25 protein-coding genes and 1 tRNA gene are annotated in these 23279 nt (G+C 66.4%); 13 read left to right on the forward strand and 13 right to left on the reverse strand.

From position 1 onward, the window contains the following. The first annotated feature begins 144 nt into the window (after positions 1–144). On the forward strand, positions 145–1656 hold the full coding sequence (locus VCJ71_RS07895; protein WP_324640291.1) for a Do family serine endopeptidase: 1512 nt from the start codon (positions 145–147) through the stop codon (positions 1654–1656). Positions 1657–1719: 63 nt separating this feature from the next. Here VCJ71_RS07895 and VCJ71_RS07900 read toward each other — a convergent pair whose 3' ends face one another. From VCJ71_RS07900 to VCJ71_RS07920, 5 genes are all read right to left on the reverse strand, one after another. Further along, positions 1720–4023, reverse strand: coding sequence for a transglycosylase domain-containing protein (locus VCJ71_RS07900; protein ID WP_324640293.1), 2304 nt, complete (start codon positions 4021–4023; stop codon positions 1720–1722). 126 nt (positions 4024–4149) lie between these two features. After that, a complete protein-coding gene (msrB, locus tag VCJ71_RS07905; RefSeq protein WP_290136126.1) occupies positions 4150–4548 on the reverse strand; it encodes a peptide-methionine (R)-S-oxide reductase MsrB in 399 nt (132 codons plus the stop codon). A gap of 81 nt (positions 4549–4629) precedes the next feature. Then, positions 4630–5298, reverse strand: coding sequence for a glutathione S-transferase family protein (locus VCJ71_RS07910; RefSeq protein ID WP_324640296.1), 669 nt, complete (start codon positions 5296–5298; stop codon positions 4630–4632). 92 nt (positions 5299–5390) lie between these two features. Then, positions 5391–5759: a hypothetical protein gene (locus VCJ71_RS07915; protein ID WP_324640298.1), complete on the reverse strand. Its 369-nt coding sequence runs from the start codon at positions 5757–5759 to the stop codon at positions 5391–5393. Between the two features lie 41 nt (positions 5760–5800). Further along, positions 5801–6268 (reverse strand): hypothetical protein, encoded by a 468-nt coding sequence (locus tag VCJ71_RS07920; protein ID WP_324640300.1) that lies wholly within the window; start codon positions 6266–6268, stop codon positions 5801–5803. 131 nt (positions 6269–6399) lie between these two features. Here VCJ71_RS07920 and VCJ71_RS07925 point away from each other — a divergent pair, with 131 nt between their 5' ends. Genes VCJ71_RS07925 through VCJ71_RS07950 form a run of 6 tightly spaced genes read left to right on the forward strand, consistent with a single transcriptional unit; the run spans position 6400 to position 11391 of the window. Next, positions 6400–7506 (forward strand): S-(hydroxymethyl)glutathione dehydrogenase/class III alcohol dehydrogenase, encoded by a 1107-nt coding sequence (locus tag VCJ71_RS07925; RefSeq protein WP_324640302.1) that lies wholly within the window; start codon positions 6400–6402, stop codon positions 7504–7506. Between the two features lie 22 nt (positions 7507–7528). After that, positions 7529–7909: a VOC family protein gene (locus VCJ71_RS07930; protein ID WP_290136131.1), complete on the forward strand. Its 381-nt coding sequence runs from the start codon at positions 7529–7531 to the stop codon at positions 7907–7909. A 13-nt stretch (positions 7910–7922) separates the two neighbouring features. Further along, a complete protein-coding gene (locus VCJ71_RS07935) occupies positions 7923–8657 on the forward strand; it encodes a CPBP family glutamic-type intramembrane protease (protein ID WP_324640304.1) in 735 nt (244 codons plus the stop codon). A gap of 9 nt (positions 8658–8666) precedes the next feature. After that, on the forward strand, positions 8667–9500 hold the full coding sequence (gene fghA, locus VCJ71_RS07940) for an S-formylglutathione hydrolase (RefSeq protein WP_324640306.1): 834 nt from the start codon (positions 8667–8669) through the stop codon (positions 9498–9500). Beyond that, positions 9497–10813: a M1 family metallopeptidase gene (locus VCJ71_RS07945; RefSeq protein ID WP_324640307.1), complete on the forward strand. Its 1317-nt coding sequence runs from the start codon at positions 9497–9499 to the stop codon at positions 10811–10813. Before fghA ends, VCJ71_RS07945 begins: the two co-directional genes overlap by 4 nt. Then, positions 10810–11391, forward strand: a complete 582-nt coding sequence (locus VCJ71_RS07950) for a protein-methionine-sulfoxide reductase heme-binding subunit MsrQ (protein WP_324640309.1) — start codon at positions 10810–10812, stop codon at positions 11389–11391. The genes VCJ71_RS07945 and VCJ71_RS07950 overlap by 4 nt, the downstream gene beginning before the upstream one ends. Before the next feature lie 4 nt (positions 11392–11395). On the opposite strand, the gene VCJ71_RS07955 is transcribed toward VCJ71_RS07950, so the two are convergent. From VCJ71_RS07955 to metX, 3 genes are all read right to left on the reverse strand, one after another. After that, on the reverse strand, positions 11396–11902 hold the full coding sequence (locus VCJ71_RS07955) for a ComEA family DNA-binding protein (RefSeq protein WP_324640311.1): 507 nt from the start codon (positions 11900–11902) through the stop codon (positions 11396–11398). Between the two features lie 79 nt (positions 11903–11981). Beyond that, positions 11982–12584, reverse strand: coding sequence for a methionine biosynthesis protein MetW (gene metW, locus VCJ71_RS07960; protein ID WP_324640313.1), 603 nt, complete (start codon positions 12582–12584; stop codon positions 11982–11984). Next, on the reverse strand, positions 12581–13669 hold the full coding sequence (metX, locus tag VCJ71_RS07965) for a homoserine O-acetyltransferase MetX (RefSeq protein ID WP_324640315.1): 1089 nt from the start codon (positions 13667–13669) through the stop codon (positions 12581–12583). The genes metW and metX overlap by 4 nt, the downstream gene beginning before the upstream one ends. 105 nt (positions 13670–13774) lie before the next feature. On the opposite strand from metX, the gene VCJ71_RS07970 reads away from it, so the two are divergent. Then, on the forward strand, positions 13775–14884 hold the full coding sequence (locus VCJ71_RS07970) for a pyridoxal phosphate-dependent aminotransferase (protein WP_324640318.1): 1110 nt from the start codon (positions 13775–13777) through the stop codon (positions 14882–14884). A gap of 2 nt (positions 14885–14886) precedes the next feature. Continuing rightward, positions 14887–15783 (forward strand): prephenate/arogenate dehydrogenase family protein, encoded by an 897-nt coding sequence (locus VCJ71_RS07975; RefSeq protein ID WP_324640319.1) that lies wholly within the window; start codon positions 14887–14889, stop codon positions 15781–15783. A 10-nt stretch (positions 15784–15793) separates the two neighbouring features. Here the strand turns inward: VCJ71_RS07975 and VCJ71_RS07980 are convergent, their stop codons facing one another. From VCJ71_RS07980 to ftsE, 4 genes are read right to left on the reverse strand one after another with little or no spacing between them, the layout of a single operon-like run. Then, positions 15794–16471, reverse strand: coding sequence for a lysophospholipid acyltransferase family protein (locus VCJ71_RS07980; protein ID WP_324640321.1), 678 nt, complete (start codon positions 16469–16471; stop codon positions 15794–15796). Next, positions 16468–16998 (reverse strand): YdcF family protein, encoded by a 531-nt coding sequence (locus tag VCJ71_RS07985; RefSeq protein ID WP_324640322.1) that lies wholly within the window; start codon positions 16996–16998, stop codon positions 16468–16470. The genes VCJ71_RS07980 and VCJ71_RS07985 overlap by 4 nt, the downstream gene beginning before the upstream one ends. Beyond that, positions 16995–17942: a cell division protein FtsX gene (locus tag VCJ71_RS07990; protein WP_324640323.1), complete on the reverse strand. Its 948-nt coding sequence runs from the start codon at positions 17940–17942 to the stop codon at positions 16995–16997. The genes VCJ71_RS07985 and VCJ71_RS07990 overlap by 4 nt, the downstream gene beginning before the upstream one ends. Then, positions 17939–18679, reverse strand: a complete 741-nt coding sequence (ftsE, locus tag VCJ71_RS07995) for a cell division ATP-binding protein FtsE (RefSeq protein WP_324640325.1) — start codon at positions 18677–18679, stop codon at positions 17939–17941. Before ftsE ends, VCJ71_RS07990 begins: the two co-directional genes overlap by 4 nt. Before the next feature lie 167 nt (positions 18680–18846). On the opposite strand from ftsE, the gene VCJ71_RS08000 reads away from it, so the two are divergent. The 4 genes from VCJ71_RS08000 to VCJ71_RS08015 all read left to right on the forward strand — a co-directional run bounded on the left by VCJ71_RS08000 (position 18847) and on the right by VCJ71_RS08015 (position 22516). Beyond that, positions 18847–19761: an MJ0042-type zinc finger domain-containing protein gene (locus tag VCJ71_RS08000; RefSeq protein WP_324640326.1), complete on the forward strand. Its 915-nt coding sequence runs from the start codon at positions 18847–18849 to the stop codon at positions 19759–19761. Positions 19762–19878: 117 nt separating this feature from the next. Continuing rightward, positions 19879–19965, forward strand: a tRNA-Leu gene (locus VCJ71_RS08005). A 141-nt stretch (positions 19966–20106) separates the two neighbouring features. Then, positions 20107–22254, forward strand: a complete 2148-nt coding sequence (locus VCJ71_RS08010; RefSeq protein ID WP_324640327.1) for a hybrid sensor histidine kinase/response regulator — start codon at positions 20107–20109, stop codon at positions 22252–22254. 115 nt (positions 22255–22369) lie between these two features. Beyond that, on the forward strand, positions 22370–22516 hold the full coding sequence (locus tag VCJ71_RS08015) for a hypothetical protein (RefSeq protein WP_324640328.1): 147 nt from the start codon (positions 22370–22372) through the stop codon (positions 22514–22516). Positions 22517–22610: 94 nt separating this feature from the next. Here the strand turns inward: VCJ71_RS08015 and VCJ71_RS08020 are convergent, their stop codons facing one another. Continuing rightward, positions 22611–23267 (reverse strand): response regulator transcription factor, encoded by a 657-nt coding sequence (locus VCJ71_RS08020; protein ID WP_324640331.1) that lies wholly within the window; start codon positions 23265–23267, stop codon positions 22611–22613. Between the last annotated feature and the right edge of the window lie 12 nt (positions 23268–23279).

The following is a 23279-nucleotide window of genomic DNA, read 5'->3' on the forward strand; positions in this document are numbered from 1 at the left end:
TGCGTCCTTGCAGCGCGGACTTGCGTACCTACCTCGACGTTAAGCCGCCGTTCGGCTGCGCTTTGCGAAAGCGCTGGCCACGAGGGGCATGAATATACGCCTGCGCGCCAGCGCCGGGCGGGAGAGACAAGGAACGACAAGGACGTGAAGCCCGTGCGCTATGCCTATTCCATCACCACTGCCCTGCTGCTGAGCGGGGCGACCGTATCGCTGCTGACCGGGGTGCCTGCGGGCGCGCAGGTCGCGCAGAACGACGATTCCCGGATGAGCAGCGTAGTCCCGCGCGCGGGCGCGCCGGCCAGCTTCGCCGATCTCACCGAACAGTTGCAGCCGGCGGTCGTCAACATCTTCACGCGCCAGAGCGTGGAGGTTCAGAACCCGTTCGCGGGCACGCCCATGGCGCGCCGCTTCGGCAACAACGGCCCGGTCCGCCGCGAAGGCCAGTCATTGGGTTCCGGCTTCCTGATCAGCGCCGATGGCTACATCGTGACCAACAATCACGTCATCGCTCCCGGTAGCCGCAACGCCACCGTGGACGAGATCACGGTGCGCCTGGCCGATGGCACCGAATACGAAGCGGAACTGGTCGGCGCCGACCCGGCGAGCGACCTTGCCGTGCTCAAGATCTCGCGGCGAGAGGACTTCCCCTTCGTTGAATTCGGCGATTCGGCAAATGCGAGGGCGGGCGACTGGGTGATTGCCATCGGCAACCCCTTCGGACTGGGCGGTACCGTGACGAGCGGCATCATCTCCGCCGTCCTGCGCACCGCCGGCGGGGGCGCTTACGACCGCTACATCCAGACCGATGCCAGCATCAATTCGGGTAATTCCGGCGGGCCGCTGTTCGACATGAGCGGCAACGTGATCGGCATCAATAGCAATATCCTCTCGCCGTCCGGCGGCAATGTCGGCATCGGCTTCGCCATACCGGCTGAAACCGCGCAGCCTATCGTGGAAACGCTGATGGCCGGCCGTTCGGTCGAACGCGGCTTCCTCGGTATCGGCATCCGTCCGGTGGACGAGGATACGGCGGCCGCGCTCGGCATCCCGGCGGACCGCGGCGAGATCGTCCAGAGCTTGACCCCTGGCCAGCCGGCTGCGGCCGCGGGCCTGCGCGAAGGCGACATCGTGCTGGAAGTGAACAACCGGGAAGTGACGCGCGAACAGACGCTGTCCTTCCTCGTCGCAAATATCGCACCGGGCACGCGCATCCCGCTCACGATCTTCCGCGACGGGCGGGAGCGCACCGTCAACGTGACCGTGGGCCAGCGGCCGAGCGAGCAGGAACTGCAGCAGCAGAATTTCGACCCCGAAAGCGATCAGCCGATGCCCGGCATGGGCGAAGGCAGCGCCACGGTCGAAGAGGCGCTTGGCCTTCAGGTCTTCCCGCTTACGCCCGACCTGGCGCGCCGCCTGCGCGTGGATGCGGGCACTGAAGGGCTGGTCATCAACGCGATCGACCCTTCGTCCGACGCGGCCACCAAGGGCCTGCGCCGCGGCTTCGTGATCCTGACTGCCAACTACCAGCCGGTGACGACCGTCGAACAGCTGGAAGAGGTCATTGCCGAAGCCAAGGAGCGGGATCGCCCGGCGCTGCTGCTGCGCATCCAGCCGATCGGCCAGAACCCCGCCTACGTGCCGGTCCGCCTGCGCTAGGCCGACATTCCGGACAGACGGAAACGGCGCGGGGGCGATGGCTTCCGCGCCGTTTTCCTGTGGCTAATCGCTGCGTCCGGTGATGATCCGCACTTCCCGCGGAGCGACCGCCGCGCCCTGGTCGGGCGGCGGCAGGGGCTGCGGCGGCGGCGGTGTTCGCGCAGGGGCGGGCCTGCGCACGTCCGGCTGGCGGGTGGGCACGCGCTGGTTGTTGCCCGTGGCCCGGTCGAGGAAATCGTCGTCCGCTGCAGGCGGCGCCGGGCGCCCCGTCGGCATCGGCTGACCGCCGCCGGAACCCACGCCAGGCTGAATCGGATTCCCGTCCGGGTCGACGAGGTTGCCGTTCCCGCGCGGGCTGTTGCGGTCGGGCTCGATCAAATTCCCCTGCTCGTCGATGAAATAGTAATCCTCCGGCTCGGTGTACTGGAGGTCCTGCTCGTCGGGCTCCAGCTGCCATTCCGGCAGGTCGAGGTCCGTATCGAATTCCTCGATCGGGCGGTCCTTCACGGCATAGCGCATGAAGGCGGCAAAGGCGGACGCGGGCGCGGTGCCGCCCTGCAGGCCGCTGACGCGCTTCGCATCGTCGCGGCCCATCCACACCGCCGCCGTGATCCCGCTGGAAAAGCCCGCGAAATATCCGTCCTTGTTGGAACTGGTGGTGCCGGTCTTGCCCGCGACCGGCCGGCCGATCTGCGCCGCACGGCCCGTGCCCGTCTGCACCGCCGCCTGCAGCAGGTCGAGCATGCCCGCGGCCACGTGGTCGGGCACCAGCTGGTAGGTACGCGGCTTGCTGTGCTGGTAGAGCAGGTTGCCGTTCTGCCCGGTCACCTTGACGATGCCGTACGGCTCGATCGAGCGCCCGCGGGCGGAGACGCTGGCAAAGGCGCGCGCCATGTCGATCAGGCGCACCTCGTTCGAGCCCAGCACCATGGAAGGATAGGTGGAGATCGGCGTCGTGATGCCGAACCGCCGCGCCATGCCCGCCACGCTGGTAAAGCCGACCTCGTTCCCCAGCTGCGCCGCCACCGTGTTGCGCGACAGGGCGAAGGCGGTGCGCATCGTCATGTCGCCGGCATAGCCGCCACCCGAATTGCGCGGCGTCCAGTCGTCGATCGTCACCTTTTCGTCGGTCACGATATCGTCGGGCACGAAGCCCGCTTCGAGCGCCGCGAGATAGACGAACAGCTTCCACGAAGATCCGGGCTGGCGCACCGCCTTGGTGGCGCGGTTGTAATTGCTGGTGACGTAATCGGTGCCGCCGACCATGGCGAGGATCGCCCCGTCGCGGTCCAGCCCCACCAGCGCGCCTTGCGCACCCGACGGCACGTTGTCCTTGATCGCCGCCGTCGCCGCGCGCTGCATGCCGAGGTCGAGCGTGGTGTAGACCTCGATCGGCTCGCGCGTGTCGGGCAGGTAGAGGTCGAGCTGCGGCAGGACCCAGTCGGTGAAATAGCGCACCGAATTCTGGTTGGTGTCCTTCTTGATGTTCACCGAAGACACGTCGACCTGCGCCGCCTCGCTAGGCGAGAGGCCGCCGTATTTGCGCATCTGCATGATGACCACGTTGGCGCGGCTCACGGCGGCGTTGATATCGGCGGTGGGCGCATAGCGGCTGGGTGCCTTCACCAGCCCGGCGATGATCGCCGCCTCGCCCAGCGTCAGGTCGCGGGCGGAATGGCTGAAGAATTTCCGGCTGGCGCTGTCGATGCCGTAGGCGCCGCCGCCGAAATAGACCTTGTTGAGATAGAGCTCGAGCAGCTGTTCCTTGGAAAACTTGCTTTCCAGCGCCAGCGCCAGGATGCCTTCGCGCAGCTTGCGGTCGAGCGTGCGGTTGTTGTTGAGGAAGACATTGCGGGCCAGTTGCTGGGTGATGGTCGAGGTAGCGCCCACCCGCTTGTCGTCGCGAAAGGCATTGTAGACCGCGCGGCCGAGCCCCAGCGGGTCGACGCCGAAGTGACTGTAGAAACGCCGGTCCTCGACCGAGATCATCGCGGTCTTCATCACCTCGGGTATTTCGTCGGAACGCAGCCACTGGCCGTAACTCGGCCCCAGCTCGACCATTTCCGTGCCGTCTTTCGCCCGCACAACGATGGTCTGCCCGGCCTGTGAGGCTTTTAGAGTGGTAAAGCTCGGAAGGTTGCGCGCGGCGAAGAACACGGCGAGCCCCAGCGCCAGCGCGCCGAGCAGCGCCGCGAACGTCCCGCCGATCAGGAACCGGCGGGTCCATTTCCAGACAGGGCCGCGTTCCTTCGGTTCGGCCTTGCGGCGCGAAGGCTTGTGCGGACGGCGCGCGGCTTGCTCGCGCGCCTCGGCGCGGACCTTGTCCTGTGGCCTGGCCCTGGAGCCTACGCTCCGCTTGCGTGCCATGAGATACCCGTCAAGTTACCCGTCACCCCGAAGTTGGTCGGCCCTAGCTATACCGCGCCGCCGCACCTGCATAGGACTGTCGTAACAAGGTGTGAACAACTAGGGTCAGGACCCTGGGGCGCGTGCTTACTCCGCGTCGAACTCCAGCGCGGCGGAATTGATGCAATAGCGCATGCCGGTCGGGCGCGGACCGTCGGGGAACAGGTGGCCCAGGTGGCTGCCGCAGTTGGAGCATTTCACCTCGGTCCGGATCATGCCGTGGGAGGTATCGCGTTCCTCGTCCACCGCATCGACGGCGGTCGGCTGGAAGAAACTCGGCCAGCCCGATCCGCTGTCGTATTTCGCTTCGCTTTCGAACAGTTTCTGCCCGCAGGCGGCGCACAGGTACTCGCCCGGCTCCTTGTTCTTGTCGAGCGCGCCGGTGAAGGCCCGTTCGGTCCCGCCTTCGCGCAGGACGTGGTACTGTTCGGGCGTCAGCCGTTCGCGCCATTCGGCTTCGGATATGTCGAGCTTGTTATCGGGCATGTAAGGTATCTCCGGCTGTGCCTGACAGAAGCGCTGGCGAAGCGCCCCGGTTCCCGCCCGCGTGCGCCAGCGGATGGCGGGTCAGTCGACCTGCGCGTAATGTGCCGGCGGATGAATGCCTTCCATGTGTTCGGCCAAGAGCGGCCGGAAGCTCGGCCGGCTCTTCATCACGCGGTACCAGCCGAGCGCTTCCTCGTGCCCGTCCCAGTCGATCCCGCCGAGGTAATCGGCGACCGAGATGTGGGAGGCGGCGGCAAAGTCGGCCAGGCTGATGCGGCTGCCGCCGAGCCAGCGGCGGCTGTCCACCAGCCAGTCGATATATTCGAGGTGCTGCGCCGCCAGCCGCATCACCTCGCGCAAGGTGCGCGAATCCGGCGGGGCCTTGGCGACGATGCGCTTCTTCATCTTCTCGACCAACAGCGGCCCGGTGACGTCTTCGTAGAAATTGCCGTCGAACAGCGCGACCAGCCGGCGGATTTCCGCGCGGCGGATGGCGTTGCCGGGAATCAGCGGGCTGCGTTCCACCGCATCGTCGAGGAATTCGCAGATCGCCTGGCTGTCGATCAGCGTGATGTCCTTGCCCTTGTGCCGCAGCACCGGCGTGCGGCCGGCGGGGTTGAGGGCGAGGAACGCGTCGCGCCCTTCCCACGGATGCTCCCGCCAGATTTCATAGGTGACGCCCTTCTCGCTGAGCGCGAGGCGCACCTTGCGGCTGAAGGGGCACAGGGGAAAGGAATGGAGCTGCCACATGAAGCAACCCCGTTACCGCCAGCAGCCACGCAGATAAAGCGGCTTGGACGAAAGAATTGGTGGCAGCGCTATTCGCGGCGCCCGACCCGATGTCAGATCCCGCGTGCCTCGAAATCTTCGAGCAGGTAAAGGCATTCGGGGATCATCGCCGCGACCGTGTCGGGATCTTCCATCAATTCGCCGACCTGTTCTTCGACCAGCGGCATCAGGGCCGGGCCTTCGATGTCGTGCGCCTCGGAGATGCTCACCATCGTTTCCACGAAGTATTCTTCGCCACGCGCGTCGATGTCGCCGTATTGCTCGAAGCCTTCGAGCCCGGCCTGATTGAACCCGGCGGTGAGCGCGAACACGACCGCACAGCGCAGGTTGTCCGCTTCGTCCGTGGTCAGCGAAAAATCCTGCGCCGCCGCAGGGAGCGGAGCCAAAGCGAGCGGGAGGGCGAATGCGAGCGTTCTGAACATGCAGCGGTCCTAGGGGAAAAGGGTGAAGGAGAGTTTACGGCCTAGCGGCGGGCGGCTTCGCCGACTTCGGCCAGCCGCTCCGCCATCTGGCGCAGGACGGGCAGCATCGCGGTGAGGCTTTCGCTCATGTCGGCAGCCGTTTCCATCGCGGCCGGCAGGTCTTCGGACAGGCGCGCAGGGATTTCCGCGGCATCGGGTCCGGCGAGGTCCGCCAGCGTGGTGTCGGGATCTACGGGCTCGTCCAGCGTGCCGTCGGCGCGGTCGACCGCCTCGATCAGCGGCGCGGCCGGCATGTCCATCAGCCCTTCGATCATCGCGCCGAGAACACCGATGGCGAGCTGCTGCATGGCGGGATCGCGCAGGCCTTCGACAACCTCTGCGATGTTCTCCTCGGCAGCGAGCGGCGCTGCGGCCTCGGCGTCCTGCGCAGCGGCAGGCTGGGCGGCGAACAGCGCGCCAGTGGCGGTAGCGGCCAGCATTGCAGGCGCGGAAATACGGGAACGGCGCATGTGGGGTCTCCTCCGTGCACACTACCTGCCACGATGCGCTTGAAGCTGCGGTGAACGCTGCCCTTGCGTTTCTTGCCTGTTGCCGCGCCGCGCGCTTGCGCCTAGCCCACCGGCAAAGGAGAATTTCGCCCATGAAGACCAGAGCCGCCGTCGCCTTCGCCCCCAAGCAGCCGCTCGAAATCGTCGAGCTGGACCTCGAAGGGCCCAAGGCGGGCGAGGTGCTGGTGGAAATCATGGCGACCGGCATTTGCCACACCGATGCCTACACGCTCGACGGGCTGGACAGCGAAGGCCTATTTCCCAGCATCCTGGGCCACGAAGGCTGCGGCGTGGTGCGCGAAGTGGGCGCGGGCGTCACCAGCGTGAAGCCGGGCGACCACGTCATCCCGCTCTACACGCCGGAGTGCCGCCAGTGCAAAATGTGCCTGTCGGGCAAGACCAACCTGTGCAGCGCGATCCGCGAAACGCAGGGCAAGGGCCTCATGCCGGACGGCACCAGCCGCTTTTCCTACAAGGGCGAGACGATCTACCACTACATGGGCTGCTCGACGTTTTCGAACTTCACCGTGCTGCCCGAAATCGCCGTCGCCAAGATCCGCGCGGACGCACCGTTCGACACGACCTGCTACGTCGGCTGCGGCGTGACGACGGGCGTGGGCGCGGTGACCAACACTGCCAAGGTGCAGCCGGGCGACACCGTGGTGGTTTTCGGCCTCGGCGGGATCGGGCTGAACGTGATCCAGGGCGCGAAAATGGCGGGCGCGGACCGCATCGTGGGCGTCGACATCAACCCGTCGAAGAAGGAATGGGGCGAGAAGTTCGGCATGACCGACTTCGTCAATCCGAAAGAGACGTCCGACGTAGTCGCGCACCTCGTCGAGCTGCTCGACGGCGGGGCGGACTACAGCTTCGACTGCACCGGCAACACCGACGTGATGCGCCAGGCGCTGGAATGCTGCCACAAGGGATGGGGGACCAGCATCATCATCGGCGTGGCGGAAGCGGGCAAGACCATCGAGACGCGTCCCTTCCAGCTGGTGACGGGCCGCAACTGGCGCGGCACCGCCTTCGGCGGCGCCAAAGGCCGCACCGACGTGCCCAAGATCGTCGACTGGTACATGAACGGCAAGATCGCCATCGACCCGATGATCACCCACCGCCTCTCGCTCGACGAGATCAACAAGGGCTTCGACCTGATGCACGCGGGCGAAAGCATCCGCGCGGTGGTGGTTTACTGAATTTCACCAAGGAGAGACGAGAATGTTTAGCCACGTCATGCTGGGCGCCGACGATATCGAGGCGTCCAAGAAATTCTACGATGCGTGCTTCAAGGCGCTTGGCGGGCGCGAGGGGCAGGTCGATCCCAAGGGCCGCGTCATCTACATGCACAATGGCGGCATCTTCCTGCTGACCAAGCCGATCGACGGGCAGCCGGCGAGCTGCGGCAACGGCTCGACCATCGGCTTCGCCGCCTCGAGCGAGGAAATGGCCGATGCCTGGCACGAAGCGGGCAAGGCCAATGGCGGCACCGAGATCGAGGATCCGCCGGGCCTGCGCGAAGGGGCCGGCATGAAGCTGTACTTGGCTTACCTGCGCGATCCCGCCGGGAACAAGATCTGCGCGATGCATCGCCCCGGCTGATCGCACGCCAGCCGTGAATTTCGCGCTTGCCGTGGCCGCGTGGACGGTGCCGGCGCTGTTGCTGGCGGTGGCGCTGTCCGCCGCCGGCAAGGCGACGCTGCGCTGGCGCTGGCTGCTGGTCGGCGCGGGTCTTTATGCCGTATATGGCCTGCTGAGCTATCTCACCCTGCCCGCCGCATATCTCGATATGCCGGCGGAGCAGCGGTGGCTCAGCCGCCTGTCGGCGCTCGCCGTGTCACTGGTCGCGATCGGCAAGTGGGTGAATTCCGGCCCGGTGTTCGAGCGCGAGGCGCTGGGCCTGACGCTGCGGCAGGCGCCCGGCTCGTTGCCTGCCTCCATCCTCGGCCTCGGCGTCCTCGTCGCCATATCCGCCCTGCCCGGCGGCATCGGCTGGAACCCGGCCGGGATCGACGCGGGCGCGGTTGCCTACCACCTCACCGTGCCTGGGCTGGAGGAGGAACTGATGTACCGCGCCGTCCTGCCCGCCATATTCGCGCTCGGCCTGTCCGCCCAGATGGAGAACGCGCGCAAGTACCTTGGCTGGGGCCTCGCGATGGGCGTCATTGCCATGGCCTGTGGCCACGCCTTTGCGCTGCGGCCCGGCGGCCTGATATCCTTCGACGCATTCTCGCTGTTCTACGTCGGACTGATCGGCGCGATCCTGGCGGACATGCGCTATCGCAGCGGCAGCCTGCTCTTCCCCATCATCGGCCACAATCTCGTCGGCCTGCTCGTTCGCATCCTCTAGGACCTGCCCATGGAAACCGTATCGACCACCCGCAGCCACGGCGGCACGCAAGGCGTCTATTCCCACCGGTCGAAAGCGACGGGCACGGACATGACCTTTTCCGTCTTCGTGCCGGACCATGCCGAAGGCGCGAAGCTGCCGGTGCTGTGGTATCTCTCCGGCCTCACCTGCACCCACGCCAACGTCACCGAGAAGGGCGAGTACCGCGCGGCTTGTGCGAAGCACGGAATCGTCTTCGTCGCGCCCGACACCAGCCCGCGCGGGGATGCGGTGCCCGACGCGGAAGACGAATACGATTTCGGCAAGGGCGCGGGCTTCTATGTCGATGCAACGCAAGAGCCGTGGGCCAAACATTACCGCATGCGGACCTATATCGAGGAGGAATTGCCCGCCCTCGTCGGTGCCGAGTTCCCGGTCGATCTGGCGCGACAGTCGATCACCGGCCACTCGATGGGCGGTCACGGCGCGCTGACCATTGCGCTGCGCAACCCGGGGCTCTTCCGCAGTTGCAGCGCCTTCAGCCCCATCGTCGCGCCCGGCGAAGTGCCGTGGGGCCACAAGGCGCTGGGCCGCTACCTGGTGGACGACCGCAAGGCGTGGCGCGAATACGATGCCGTCGCCCTGATCGAAGACGGCGCGCGGATGGAACACTTGCTGGTTGACCAGGGCACGGCGGACGACTTCCTCGTCGAACAACTGCAGACCCACCGGCTGGCAGCGGCCTGCGAGAACGCGGGCATCGACGCCGAAATCCGCCTGCAGGAAGGATACGACCACTCCTATTACTTCATCTCCACCTTCTTGGCCGATCACGTCGCGTGGCACGCGCAGCGGCTGGCATGACCCGCGCAAGGGCGCTCGCCGCCGCGGCACTGGGCCTCGCGCTGGCGACGCCCGCCCATGCCGATCCGGGCGACGGTTTCGTCGTCGAATGGTACCGGGTTGAGCTGGAGCCCGACCTCGCCACCGGCTCGGTCGCCGCGCGCCAGGGTATCATGCTGGAGGTCACCGAGGACGGGCTGGACCGACTCGAATTTTCGCCCAATGCGCTTACGATAAGCGCGGCGACGATCGACGGCCGCCCGATCGCGGCGACAAGCTCCGACGATGGGATCGCCTTCATCCCGGACGAGCCGCTAGCAGCAGGGACCTCGCTGCTCCTGAAGTTCGAATATTCCGGCACTCCCAAGCGCGGGACCACGCTGGTCGAAGGCGGGATGTACACCGGCTATTTCGCCTGCGACTGGATGGTCTGCCTGCAGGACCGCCCGGGGGCCAAGGCTCCCTTCGTGCTGGAAATGGTCGTCCCGCAGGGCACCGCCACGCTGGGGCCCGGAAAGCTCGTCCTGACAACACCGCTGGACGGGTGGCGGGACCGGGTGACATGGTCCAGCGCCACGCCGATGTCCACCTATCTCTTCGCCTTCGCGGCGGGCAATTTCACCGGCGCGAGCGAGGATCCCGCGATCCGCGTCTTCACGGCGGAACCCGGCGTCGCGGTGCCGCCGGGCCACGTGGAAACGACGGCCGCGATGGCGGCGTTCTTTGCGGACAAGGCCGGCTTCGACCTGCCGACGGGGTCGTACACCCAGCTGCTCGTCCCCGGTACCGCGGCGCAGGAAAGCGCAGGCTTTTCCGCCATCGGCGCCGAATGGCTGGCGCGGGAAGAAAACGATCCGCAATCGGCATGGGTCGTCGCGCACGAGCTGGCGCATGAATGGTGGGGCAACTCCGTCACCAGCGAAAGCTGGCGCGATTTCTGGCTGAACGAAGGTTTCGCCACATTCATGGTCGCGGCGTGGAAGGAGCACCGGTTCGGGCGCGAAGCCTATGACGCCGAGAGCGAGACTCTGCGCGCCCGCCGTGCCCAGCTGGCGGAGCGCGGGTGGGACAAGCCGCTGACATGGACGGGCGACTACCCCTCCCTCGCCTATCGCCGGGCAGTGCAATATTCCAAAGGCGCGCTGTTCCTCGCCACCTTGCGCGCAGAGCTGGGCGACGATGTTTTCTGGCAGGGTGTGCGCGCCTACACGGCGCCGCACGCCGGCGGCACGGTCGTGAGCGCGGATTTGCAAGGGGCCATGGAAGCGGCGAGCGGACGCGACCTTTCGCCCCTGTTCGCCGAGTGGGTTTACGGCGAGCCGGAGGCTTCGTGACAGCCGGACGCTGGCTCTTGTGGCTTGTCCTCGCCCTGCCGGGCGCGTGGATGCTCGGGCCGTGGGGGTTCACGCCCGATGCCTATGGCTATGGCCATGCGATTGCGGACAGCGGGGACTGGGCGGCGTGGCTGCTGATGGCGACGCTGGCCGTCACGCCGGTGCGGCTGCTGTTCAAGCGCGCACGTTGGACCGCATGGCTGGCCCGCCGCCGGCGCGACCTCGGCGTGGCCAGCTTCGCCTATGCCGCGGGGCATACGGCGGTCTATCTCTGGAAGAAGGGCTCGCTGGCGCAGGTGGTGGCGGAGCTGTCCGACACCTACTTGGTCGCGGGCTGGCTGGCGCTGGCGCTGTTCCTGCCGCTGGCCATCACGTCCAACGACGCATCGATGCGGGCGCTCAAGCGAAAATGGAAGACGCTCCACCGGCTGGTCTATCCGGCGGCGATCCTCACGTTCCTGCACTGGATCTGGTCGGCCTTCGATCCGACCACGGCGTGGATCCATGCAGGCGTCCTGGCCGCCATCGAGACGGCCAGGATCGTGCTGCAGCGGCGGGGAAAGCCGCGCCGCGGGTGACGGCTTACAGCGTCACGTACTTGCGGAAACGGGCGACTTCGGCCTCGTCGACATACTTGCCGATTTCGCGGTCGAATTCTTCCATGTTCTCGTAAGGGCGATATTCCTCGAACTCGTGGACCATCTTGTCGGTCATGCCGGGGACGAGCTTGATTTCGTCTTCGCTGGCGGAATTGAGGTTGATCGGCACGAACACCCGCTCGCGCACCGTTGCGGCGGCGCCTTCGTCCAGCGTTTCCATCAGCTTCGTGTTGAATGCCATGGCGCTATCGTAGGGACGGCCCGCCACGATCGCTTCGGCCAGTTCCGGCGTCATGCCGTCGATCACCGCCAGCTCCTCGGCAGTCGCGGTGTTGGGGTCGAGCACCGCGTCGGCAGCCACGGTCGCTTCTTCACCGCCATCGGGAGCAGCGGTTTCTTCAGCCGTGGTCGTCTCTTCCGGCGCTTCGGCGCAGGCCGAAAGCGACAGGGCGGTGCCGGCGAGAGCGGCGGCGAAAATCGTGTTGCGCATTACGAATCCTCTTATTGCGAAAGCATCGCATTAGCAGCTTATGCCGCGATGCGAAGGGAAAGCTTTGTATTATCGTGTATCAATCGGCGTGCGGCCCGCCGCTCACTTCGAAAAGGGCGTATTCCGCGCGCCAGTTGGCGCCGCCTGCGGGCATTTCGCGGTCGCGGGTGAAGAACCAGCGCCGCTCGATCGCGATGCCGAGGGCGTCGGCCAGCAATTCGAAATCGCGCACTGTCACGTGGTGGATATTGTCGGTCTCGTACCAGCTGACGGGCAAATGCCGGGTGACGGGCATCCGGCCGCGCGACAGCAGCGCCCAGCGCATCCGCCAATAGGCGAAATTGGGGAAGGAGACGAAGGCCCGCCGCCCGACGCGCAGCAATTCCTGCATCATGCGGTCGGGGCGCGCGGCGGTCTGCAAGGTCTGGCTGAGCACGGCGTAATCGAACGCGCCGTCGGGATAGAAGGTGAGGTCGCGGTCGGCATCGCCCTGCACCACGCTGAGCCCCTGCGCCACGCAGGACGCGACGCAGCCGCCGTCGATTTCGATCCCGCGCGCGTCGACGTCCTTCGCCGTCAACGCCGCCATCAACGCCCCGTCCCCGCAGCCGATGTCGAGCACCCGCGCGCCCGGCTCGATCCGGCGCAGGATGGTCGCAAGATCCGGGCGCAGCGCGGTCATCCGAGGAACCCCTCCACCACGCGGTCCAATTCCGGCACGTCGAGCAGGAAGCTGTCGTGGCCGAAGGGCGCGGACAGTTCGACGAAGCTGACGGGCTTCGCCACCGCATTCAGCGCATGGACGATGTGGCGGCTTTCGGACGTGGGATAGAGCCAGTCCGTGTCGAAGCTGACGAGGCAGAAGCGTGCATCGCTGCGGCGGAAAGCCTCCGCCAGCGAGCCGCCCGCTTCCTCGGCCAGGTCGAAGTAATCCATCGCCCGGGTGATGTAGAGGTAGGCGTTGGCATCGAAACGGTCGGTGAAGGCAAGGCCCTGGTAGCGCAGGTAGCTTTCCACCTGGAATTCGGCATCGAAGTTGAAGCCCTTGGCCTCGCGGTCCTGCAACCGGCGGCCGAACTTGTCGGTCAGCCCGGCTTCGGAAAGATAGGTGATGTGCGCCGCCATGCGGGCGACGGCGAGACCTTTTTCCGGGCCTTCCGCCGCGCCGTAATAGTCCCCGCCGTTCCAGCCCGGGTCGGCCATGATCGCCTGCCGGCCAAGCTCGTGGAAGGCGATGTTCTGCGCGCTGTGGCGGCTGGTGGTGGCGATGGCGAGCACGCGTGCCGCCCGGTCGGGAAAATTCGCCGCCAGGCTCAGCGCCTGCATCCCGCCCATGCTGCCGCCGACCACCGCATGGAGCCGAGAGATGCCCAGTTCGTCGAGCAGGGCGACGAGCGCGCGGACCATGTCGCGGATAGTCACGACGGGAAAGCGCATGGCATAGGGCGCGCCGTCATCCGCGACGGTGGCGGGGCCGGTCGAGCCCATGCAGCTGCCGATCACGTTGGCGCAGATCACGTGGTGGCGCGCGGTATCGATGGGTTTGCCCTCGCCCACCATCCGCTCCCACCAGCCGGGCTTGCCGGTGACCGGATGCGGGCTGGCGATATGCTGGTCCCCCGTCAGCGCGTGGCAGACGAGGATGGCGTTGTCCCTGGCGGCATTCAGGTCGCCATAGGTTTCGAACGCGATCTCGACATTCCCGAGCGACTGCCCGCTGTCGAGCGGCAGGGGGCGGGGCAGGATGAGGGAGCGCGGTGCGGTCACGGGCGGGTCGGCAGGAAAGCTCGGGTGCGGCGGGCGATAGGAAAGCCTGCCCTAACCCAGCGACGCAAGCTTGTCGAAGGGAGGATTTGGGCTAAAGCCGCGCGCATGACCCAGCGTTCCCAAATCAGGCCGGTCCCCAAGCCCTATGTCGAGCGGATCCATGCCTACGTGCCCGGCAAGTCTTCGGGCGCTGACGGCAAGCCGCTGGCCAAGCTGTCGGCGAACGAGAACCCGCTCGGCTCCTCGCCGCAAGCGCTCGCCGCCAAGGCCGGTGCGGGCGCGCTGGCGCTGTATCCCGATCCCGACAGCCGCGCCCTTCGCGAGGCCATCGGCGCGCTCCACGGCATCGATCCGGCGCGGATCGTGTGCGGTGCGGGATCGGGCGAGATGCTGCAATGCGCGGTGCAGGCCTTCGCCGGGGTCGGCGACGAGGTGCTGTTTTCGCGCTACTCCTTTTCGCTCTACCCGCTGCTGGCGCACAAGGTCGGGGCCAAGGCGGTGTTCGCGGACGATGCGGATTACGCAGCCTCGGTCGACAATATCCTGGCTGCGGTGACGGAGCGCACGAAGGTCGTGCTGCTCGACAATCCCAACAATCCGGTGGGCAGCTGGCTGGACGCAGGCGAGGTCGCGCGGCTACACTCGGGGCTTGCCGCAGACGTGCTGCTGGTGGTTGACCAGGCCTATGCCGAATATCTCGCCCCCGGCGAGGACGACGGCGGGCTGGCGCTGGCGGCGGCGCACGACAACGTGCTCGTCACCCGCACTTTCTCCAAGGCTCATGGCCTCGCGGCGGAGCGGATCGGCTGGGCGACAGGCGCGCCGCATCTGGTCGACATGCTGAACCGTCTGCGCGGTGCCTTCAACGTGTCCGCCACCGGACAGGCCGCCGCCACCGCCGCGCTGGCCGATAGGCAGTTCGTCGAACATTCGCGCGCGCACAACGCCGAAGAATTGCAGCGCTTTGCGCAAGCCATCGCCGCGCTGGGCAATCACGGCATCCGCATGATCCCCAGCCGCGCCAATTTCGCGCTGGTGCTGTTCGAAGGCGGCCTTTCCGCCGAGACCGCGCTGGCGGCCATCGCGGATGCGGGCATCGCGGTGCGGCACTTGCCCTCGCAGGGCCTCGCCCATGCGCTGCGCATTACCATCGGCACGCGCGAGCAGATGGATAGGGTCGCGCAGGTCATCCGCAACCTGGCAGAGGCAGTCTAGGCGTGCAGCGCATCGCCATCATCGGCCTCGGCCTGCTCGGCGGGTCGGTCGGCCTCGCGCTGGCGGTGCGGCGGCCCGACATCGTCACTTGCGGTTACGACCGCGATCCCGCCGTGCGCCGCCGCGCCGCGGAACGCGCGCTGGTCACTGCCGTGTGCGAGACGGCGGCGGAGGCTGTGGCCGGATGCGATCTTGCCATCCTGTGCGTGCCGGTCGGCGCGATCGGCGCGGCGGCCCGCGATCTGGCGGATACGCTGCCGTCAGGCGCCATCGTCAGCGATGTCGGATCGTCCAAGCAATCGGTGGTGGAGGCGCTGGCCGAAGCGCTGCCGCATCACACCGTCATCCCCGCGCACCCTGTTGCCGGGACCGAGCAGAGCGGCCCGGACGCCGGTTTCGCCAGCCTGTTCCAGGATCGCTGGTGCATCCTGACCCCGCCCGCCGACGCTCCGCCCGAAGCGGTCGAGGCGCTGACCGGCCTTTGGCGCTCGCTCGGCGCCAAGGTGGAGGTGATGGACGCGAAGCACCACGACCTCGTGCTCGCGGTGACCAGCCATATCCCCCACCTGATCGCCTACACCATCGTCGGCACCGCGTCCGACATGGAAGAGGTCACGCGCGGCGAGGTGATCAAGTATTCCGCCGGCGGCTTCCGCGATTTCACCCGCATCGCCGCGTCCGACCCCGTGATGTGGCGCGACGTGTTCCTCAACAACCGCGACGCGGTGCTGGAGATGCTCGGCCGGTTTACCGAGGATCTCACCGCCATGCAGCGCGCAATCCGTTCGGGCGACGGGGAGGCGCTGCACGACCTGTTCAGCCGCACGCGCGCCATCCGCCGATCGATCATCGAGCAGGGACAGGACGACGCTTCGCCAGACTTCGGGCGGGGGCACTGAGGCAGGCAGCCTAGTTCAGCGAAGTGATCGCGGTGCGCACGCGCTCTTCGATTTCTTCGCGCGGGAGGCCGGGTTCGATCTGTTCGTGGAAGCGAACGGTGATGGTGCCGGGGCGCTTCCAGAAGCGGTGGTAGAGCGGACCGGAATCGACCGCGACCGGCACCACCGGCAGGCGCAGCAGCTTGTAGAGGCCGGCGAAGCCCGATTGCAGCGCGCGCTCCTCCCCATGCGGTACCCGCGTGCCTTCGGGAAAGATGCATAGCGGGCGCCCCTCCGCGCTATATCCCTTGGCTTGCGAAACCATCTGGCGCAGCATCGTGGCGCCCTGGTCGCGCTTCACCTCCACCGCACCGTAGCCGCGCGATGCGGCGCGCCAGCCGGGGATGCGGAACAGCTCCGCCTTGGCGAAGGGCACCGGCTTGTCGAGCAGCACGGGCAGGTCGATCGCTTCGAAAAAGGATTCGTGGCGCAGGGCGTAAAGCACCGGTCGGGTTTCCTGCGGCCCTTCGACCACCACCCTGATGGCGAGGATATTCTCGCACATCCAGCGGTGCCAGCGGCTCCACCGGTCGGGCCAGCGCTGCGTATGCTCGCGCCCGAACGGGGAAGTGAGCGCACCCATGGAGATGCACACGATGCTGCCCAGCACGAACAGCAGGTAGAACACGATATTGCGCAGCGCGATCACCTGAGGATGATCCCCCCGGCATAATCCGCCAGCAGTTTGTGGTATTCGAGGAAGAGGATGTAGAGCGAGGGCTCCGACGCCACCGCATCCTCCACCATCGTGACCCCGCCCGGCAATTCGCGGCCGAGGTCGAGGTGGGCGCGGCGCATGTGCCAGTCGGTGGTAACGAGGCGGATGCTTTCCACGTCGTTGCTTTCCACCCACTTGGCCGCTTCGGCCGCGTTGCCGCGCGTGTCGACTGCGGCGTAGCCCAGCGTCACGCAGCATTCCATGCGGGCGTCGGACACGCCGAATTCGGCGGCGAATTCCTCGGGCCTCACCTCGCGGTCGACACCGGTCACGAACATGCGTTCGGCCCGCCCTTGCTCCAGCACTTCGAGCCCGCGCTGGATGCGCCCGCCCCCGCCGGTCGGCACGACCACCGCGTCGGTGCGAATGTCGTCCACGGGTTGCGGCAGGGCGACGGCGAACCAGCCGAAACCCAGCACCCAGGCAAGCAGGAATGCAGCAATCAGCCGCCCGATCATAACATCTTCCTCAGCGCCAGCAGGATCGTGACGCGCGCCGTCAATGCGGCGAGCGCGACGCCTACCAGCGGAATCGCGGCAATCAACATCCACTCGCCCAAACCGAGCGAACTTTCCGCAATCAGGCCCGAATTGAGCGCCGAGAATTGCGAGCCGAGGACCAGGATAGCGCCCATGCCGATGGCGAGGCCCACCGCCCCCCCCAGCATCGCGTCATAGGCGATGGAGCGCTGGAAGACGCCGGCGATCTGTCGGTCCGTCCCGCCCAGCAGGTGCACGATTTCCACCGTGTCGCGCGATCCGCCCAGCGCACTGCGCGCCGCCAGCCACACCGCGGCCACGGTCGCCAGCGACAGCAGCACGACGAGCCCGAGCGACAGCCATTGCAGCGAGGCGATGGCGCCGAAGACCGGCTCCAGCCAGCTCGACTGCGTGTTGACCGTCGCCCCCGGCACAGCTGCCGACAGGGCGTCCGCCAGACGCTCCAGCCGCTCGGGCGAGGCCGCTTCGTCCAGCTGCGCGTCGATCAGCGCGGGGATCGGGATTGCCGCCTCTTCCGCCCCGCCGTCGCCGCCCATCTCGCCGAGCCAGGGTTCGAGCAAGGTCGCCAACTCGTCCTGCGGCACGCGCTGAGCGGCGATCACGCCGGGCTGGTTGCTGAGGAAGGAGACCGCCTGTTCCGCCTTGCGATCGCGGGCGGCGGGGTTGGCTTCCATCACCTGCACGGTCAGCCCGCCGTCCAGCTCCGCCCGCGCGCCGGAGGCGAGGCTGCTGAGCGACAGTCCGCCTGCCGCCGCCACGCTGGTCAGCGCAATCATGATCGCCATCACCCACGGCATGGGTCCGGACAGGCGCGCGTGCGGCACGATCTCCGCCGCCCGGTCCCCGCGGAAAGGGGACAGGCCGCGCAGCCGTGCGAAACGGCGGGCGGGAGGCGGCTTCACCGGCGCCCCCCGCGTATGGTGCCTTCGGTTTGGCGCGGCGGATAGCGCAGCGCGCCCGTGGGATCGGACAGGCGACCCTTGTCCAACCGCATGATCAGCGATTGCGGCACTTTCTTGAGCAAATGGACATCGTGGGTCGCGACCACCACCGTCGTGCCGAGGCGATTGAGCGCTTCGAACAGGCGCAGCAGTTTCAGCGCCATGTCGGGATCGACGTTGCCGGTCGGCTCGTCCGCCACCAGCAGTTCGGGCCGGGCGATCACCGCGCGGGCAATGGCGACGCGCTGCTGCTCCCCGCCTGAAAGCGTTTCCGGCCGCGCGTCCATCCGCTCCGTCAGCCCGACCCAGTCGAGCATGTCTGCCACCGGCTTGCGGATGTCGGCCTCCGGCACGCCCGCCACGCGCAGCGGCAGGGCGACATTGTCGAAGGCGGACAGGTGGCTCACCAGCCGGAAATCCTGGAACACGGTGCCGATCCGGCGGCGGAATGCAGGCAGGCGGCCGCGCGCCAGCGTGATCACGTCGGTGCCGAACATGCGGATCGCCCCGCGCGACGGGCGCTGGGCGAGGTAGAGCAGCTTCAAGAGGCTCGTCTTGCCCGCGCCGCTTTGCCCGGTGAGGAAATAGAAACTGCCCGGGAAAAGCGAGAAGGACACATCGCTCAACACCTCGCGATCGGTGCCGTAACGCAGCCCGACATTGTCGAACTGGATGATATCGTCGCGCAGGTCGTTCACGATATCGCGCCAGTCGGGGCGCAGGAGGGCAGGTTTCGGGGGCAGGAGAGCATGGGCAAAACGGCCTATAGCGGCGTGCCGGTGTGGAAAAAAGCCAATCCCGCCGCATGGGGCGGTTTTCACCACCTTGCCCGCTTCGTCGCAATCGTGCTTAACGCCATGCCAAGATGATCATTTCCTGCCCTGCCTGCGCCACGCGCTACGTCGTGCCCGACAAGGCGATCGGCCCCGAAGGGCGAACCGTGCGCTGTGCGCAGTGCCGCACGAGCTGGTTCCAGGATCCGTCCGAAGACGCGCTGGCTAGCCAGAGCAGGCCGGAAGCGAAGGCCGCGCCGACAGCGGCCGCCCCTTCTCCCGCGACCGCACCTGCGGCAACGCCGCGGAACGAAGAGACCATTCCCGCGCCGACGCCCACGCCGCCGCCCGGCCCCTCCATCGCCGTGCGGCGGAGCGAGGAAGCGGCAGCCGCGCCCGCCCCTCCGCCTCCGCCTCCCCCTCCCCCGTCTCCGGCGCGCGAGGAACCGGTCGCCCAGGCCGAAAGCGACGATCCTCCGCCCGTCCCGCCCGCGCCCGAGGCGGCACCGGTGCGCGAGTTCATCCACGAGCCGGACGACGACCGTTCGCAATTCGACCACGAACCGCCGTTCCGCCCACGCCGCAACAAGCTCAAGCTGCTCACCTGGGCGGCGGCCATCTTCGCCATTTCCGCCGTCGGCCTGATCGCCGCGGCGAATTACTGGGGCCTGCCCGACTGGGTGCCGATCGAGCGGCCGACATTCGCCCAGCCGCAGCCCGACCTGCTGCTGGAATTCCCGCAGGACCGGCAGGACCAGCGCAAGCTGCCCAACGGCACGCAGTATTTCGGCGTCAGCGGCAGCGTGACGAATGTCGGCGAAACGACCCAGCGCCTGCCAGAAATCCTGATCGTGATGCGCGATGCGCGCCAGAAGATCGTCTACAGCAAGGTCATCAACGCCGGGCAGCGCACCATCGCGCCGGGCGAAAGCGTCAGCATCAACCAAGCCGTGACCGACGTGCCCCGCACCGCCCGCTCTGCCGAGATCGGCTGGTCGCCAGCCTGACCTTGGCCTGACCCTGCCCTCGTGGGACGAAAGCCGCTTGCAGCCCCCTCACCTGCTTGCTAAGGGCGCGCTCCTACCTCCGGGGGCCGCCGCAGACGCGGCCCTTTTCGATTGAGTGCGGTCGTGGCGGAACTGGTAGACGCGCAACGTTGAGGTCGTTGTGGCCGAAAGGCCGTGGAAGTTCGAGTCTTCTCGACCGCACCAAATCCTTGTCCGAGACAAGCCCTGTCGCCGCGAGCCGACGCCGACGCGCGAATGCGACGGCGGAGCAGGAAAAACTGGACCGCGTCCCGCATATTCGTGCATTTGGTCCATGTGTCGCAATCGCCGCGCACGGGAGGCATCGTGAAAACTGGCAGATGGCCGCAAGGCACCCGGGCATTCCTGATCCTGAGCGCCATCTTCCTGGTGCTGCTTCCGATTTCGCCCTTCCAGCCGCTCGGTTGGCCCCTTGCCGCGCTTTCCGCCAATCTCGCTTCCAAACCGTATGACGGCGATGCCGTTATCGTGCGGGTGGACATCGGGCGGACTGAATTCGGCGAAGGGCGGGAAAGCGCTGTCCCACGCGCGCTCGAGGTCGTGTCGTCGGCGAAGCCGCAGGCCATTATAATAGATCATCTTCCTCTCAGCGCCCTTACGGAAGAGGGCGCGAAGAGTTTGAAGGAGGTCATCGAGACCCTGCCAGACAAGCCGGTATTTTCAGTGGCTGTGACGCCAGCTCGTAATTCAAGGTTGCGCGACCTATTCTCCCCTGGCCAAGACCAAATGATCTATCGGGCGACCCTTCCCAACCGCTTGCTCATGGACGACATCCGTATCGCGAATAACGCGCTTCAATCGAATTTTCTTGGTGCGCCGATCTACATTCCCGCCCAAAAAAACACCGGCAGTGGGTCTCTCTTCGGCCTTGCGCAATTTATCGCACAAGATTTTCGCGCGATCCCCGCAAACACTCCGATCGACCAGCGATACGACGTGAATTCCGTGCCGTCTTTTTCGCTCGGAAACCTGATCGCGAATGAGGGTTCTTTGGACAACCTGACGGGCAAGGTCGTCCTTCTCGCCGCGACCGGTGACCCGCGGCGCGATACGCTGTCCACGGCAAGGGGCCCGGCGACAAGTGCGGCCACCACGCTACTTGCCGCGCAAACATTGATTGATGGCAGGCCGACTAACCTGGGAGCATGGCCTGCCTATCTACTTGCGGTTATCGCGGCGCTTGCATGGCTATGTCTTCCCAGACCTCAAGGGCGGCTTGTCGCGCTCGGCAGTCTCGGGATCCTTCTCGCCCTGCCAACCTTGATGCCATTCTGGGACCTATACATCGATCCCTCCCACGGCATCGCTTTCTTGGCCGCTTTCGCTCTGGTCAGAGTTGCGGGTCGTTATCGGAGTGCACTTGACGAAGCCAAGAGGGCTGCCGAAAGCAAATCGTGGTTCCTGGCGCAGGCAAGCCATGACCTGCGCCAGCCGATCCATGCGATAGGCATGTTGTCGGAACGCCTGCGCCAGACCGGGCTCGATAGTTTCCAGCAGGATCTGGTCCGCAAGATCGGCCGGTCCGTCGACATGTCCAGCAGAATGTTCAAGTCCCTGCTGGATATCGCGGCGCTGGAAAGCGGATCGATCAACGCCGACCCGAGACCGGTGTCCGTCAACCAGATCCTGGCCGAGGTCGAAGAGACGCAGGGGCTTGCTGCGGAGAGGTCCGGATTCACCTTGCGAATGGTTCCGTCCGAGCTCGTGATCATGGCGGATCGCGCCTTGACCGTGACCTTGCTCCAGAACCTCGTGTCCAATTCCATCAAATATGCCACCGGCAAGCAGGCGGTGGTTGGGGCCCGGCGCCGTGGCCAGAGCGTCAGCCTTTGTGTTTACGATCAGGGAAAAGGGATCCCCAAGGAGGATTTGCGGCACGTCTCGCGGGAGTATTTTCGCGCTACACGGCCGATGGCTATCGAGGGCTCGGGTCTGGGCCTCGCCATCGTCGAGCGGATATGCTCGCTGATGGCATTGTCCTTTCGCCTTGATTCGCGCCCCGGGCACGGCACTTCCGCAACCATCGAGGGCTTTCCCCTGTTGGATGGTGAGGTCCCGGCATCTCGCAAGACTGCAGAAGTCGCTTCGCCCTTACTCGATGGACTGCGGGTACTCATTATCGACGACGATCCCGACACGTTGCATGCCACGCAGATGATAATCCAGCAGTGGGGGTGTTACACCGAAACGTCCCCGCAGTTCACCGACAGTCCGGAATTCGACGTCATCCTTAGCGACTTCGATCTGGGCGGCGGGAAGCGGCTTTCCGACTTTAGGCCAGCGATCGGCCGACTCCGTTCCAAAGGTATCAATACGATCGTGCTGTCGGGCCATCCTCCGGAGTTCGTCAGGGAAGCGATGGGAGACGATGCCTATCTCGTGCTCTCGAAACCGCTCCGCCCGGTCGAATTGCGCTCGGCCCTGCTCTCAGACAGGCTTGCTCCGCGCCGATAGTCCGCCTGTGCTAATTGCCGATACATCTCCGGGGACCTAGAAAACTCCTTGTGTGATGGACCGCACGGGCAGCTTCGCTCATCAATCGAGAGAAGGCTAACAAAGGAGGGTGACAATGCCTATCGAAGGCTTGCAAATTTTTGAATTGGAAGAGGTTTCCGGTGGGGACCAGTGGTCAACATTGATGAATTTGATCAATGGCAACCCGCCGCCTCCCCCGCCGCCGCCGCCGCCGGCGTTCCCCACCGAGCAGATGCTTTAATCCAATAAGGGCCGCAAATCTGGGATTTGCGGCCCTTAGTTTTCTTAGAAGAATTCCTAGCCAATTTCGCGCATCACCGCCGAAATTAAGCGACTCACCCGATCCCGTGCTTCGCCGCCAGAACTGCTGCGGCCGAGCGCGATTCCACTCCCAGGAAACGCAGCAGGGCCGACACGTGGATGCGCACCGTGAAGGGCGATATCTCCAGCTCGCGGGCGATTTCCTTGTTCGACATGCCCTGCGCCAGGTAGCGCAGCACGTCCATCTGCCGCGGAGTCAGGTCTGCCAGCGCCGAGCTCGAGGCGACATTGGTCATCCCGCCGCTCGTCGAGATATTCACGAACTCGCCGCGCGTGACCGAGATGATCGCATCGCGCATCTGGGCGAGCGAAGAGGCCTTGCTGATGAAGCCGTCCACGCCCGCCGCCAGCACGCGGTCGGTCGATGCCTTGTCGTCCGCCATAGAGACGATGACGATCGAGGCCTTGGGATATTTGCGCCGCAGCATCGGGATGCCCTTGGCAAGGTCCATGCCGGGGAAATGCAGGTCGAGCAGGAACAGCGTCGGCTCGCACCCCGCCTCCGCGCGGGCCAGCAGCTCGTCGAACGTGCCGACTTCGGCCAGCTCGCTTTCGGGCAGGATCTCGGTGACGAGGCTGCTGAGCCCCTCACGGAAAACCGGATGGTCGTCGGCCACAATCACGCAGGTATCGCGCGCCTGGCTTTCTGGGATGGTCTGTTCCTCGGTCACGCGAAGACGCTG

Origin of the sequence: Pseudoblastomonas aquimaris (genome assembly GCF_035481675.1) — a bacterium.
Classification (GTDB): domain Bacteria; phylum Pseudomonadota; class Alphaproteobacteria; order Sphingomonadales; family Sphingomonadaceae; genus Alteriqipengyuania_B.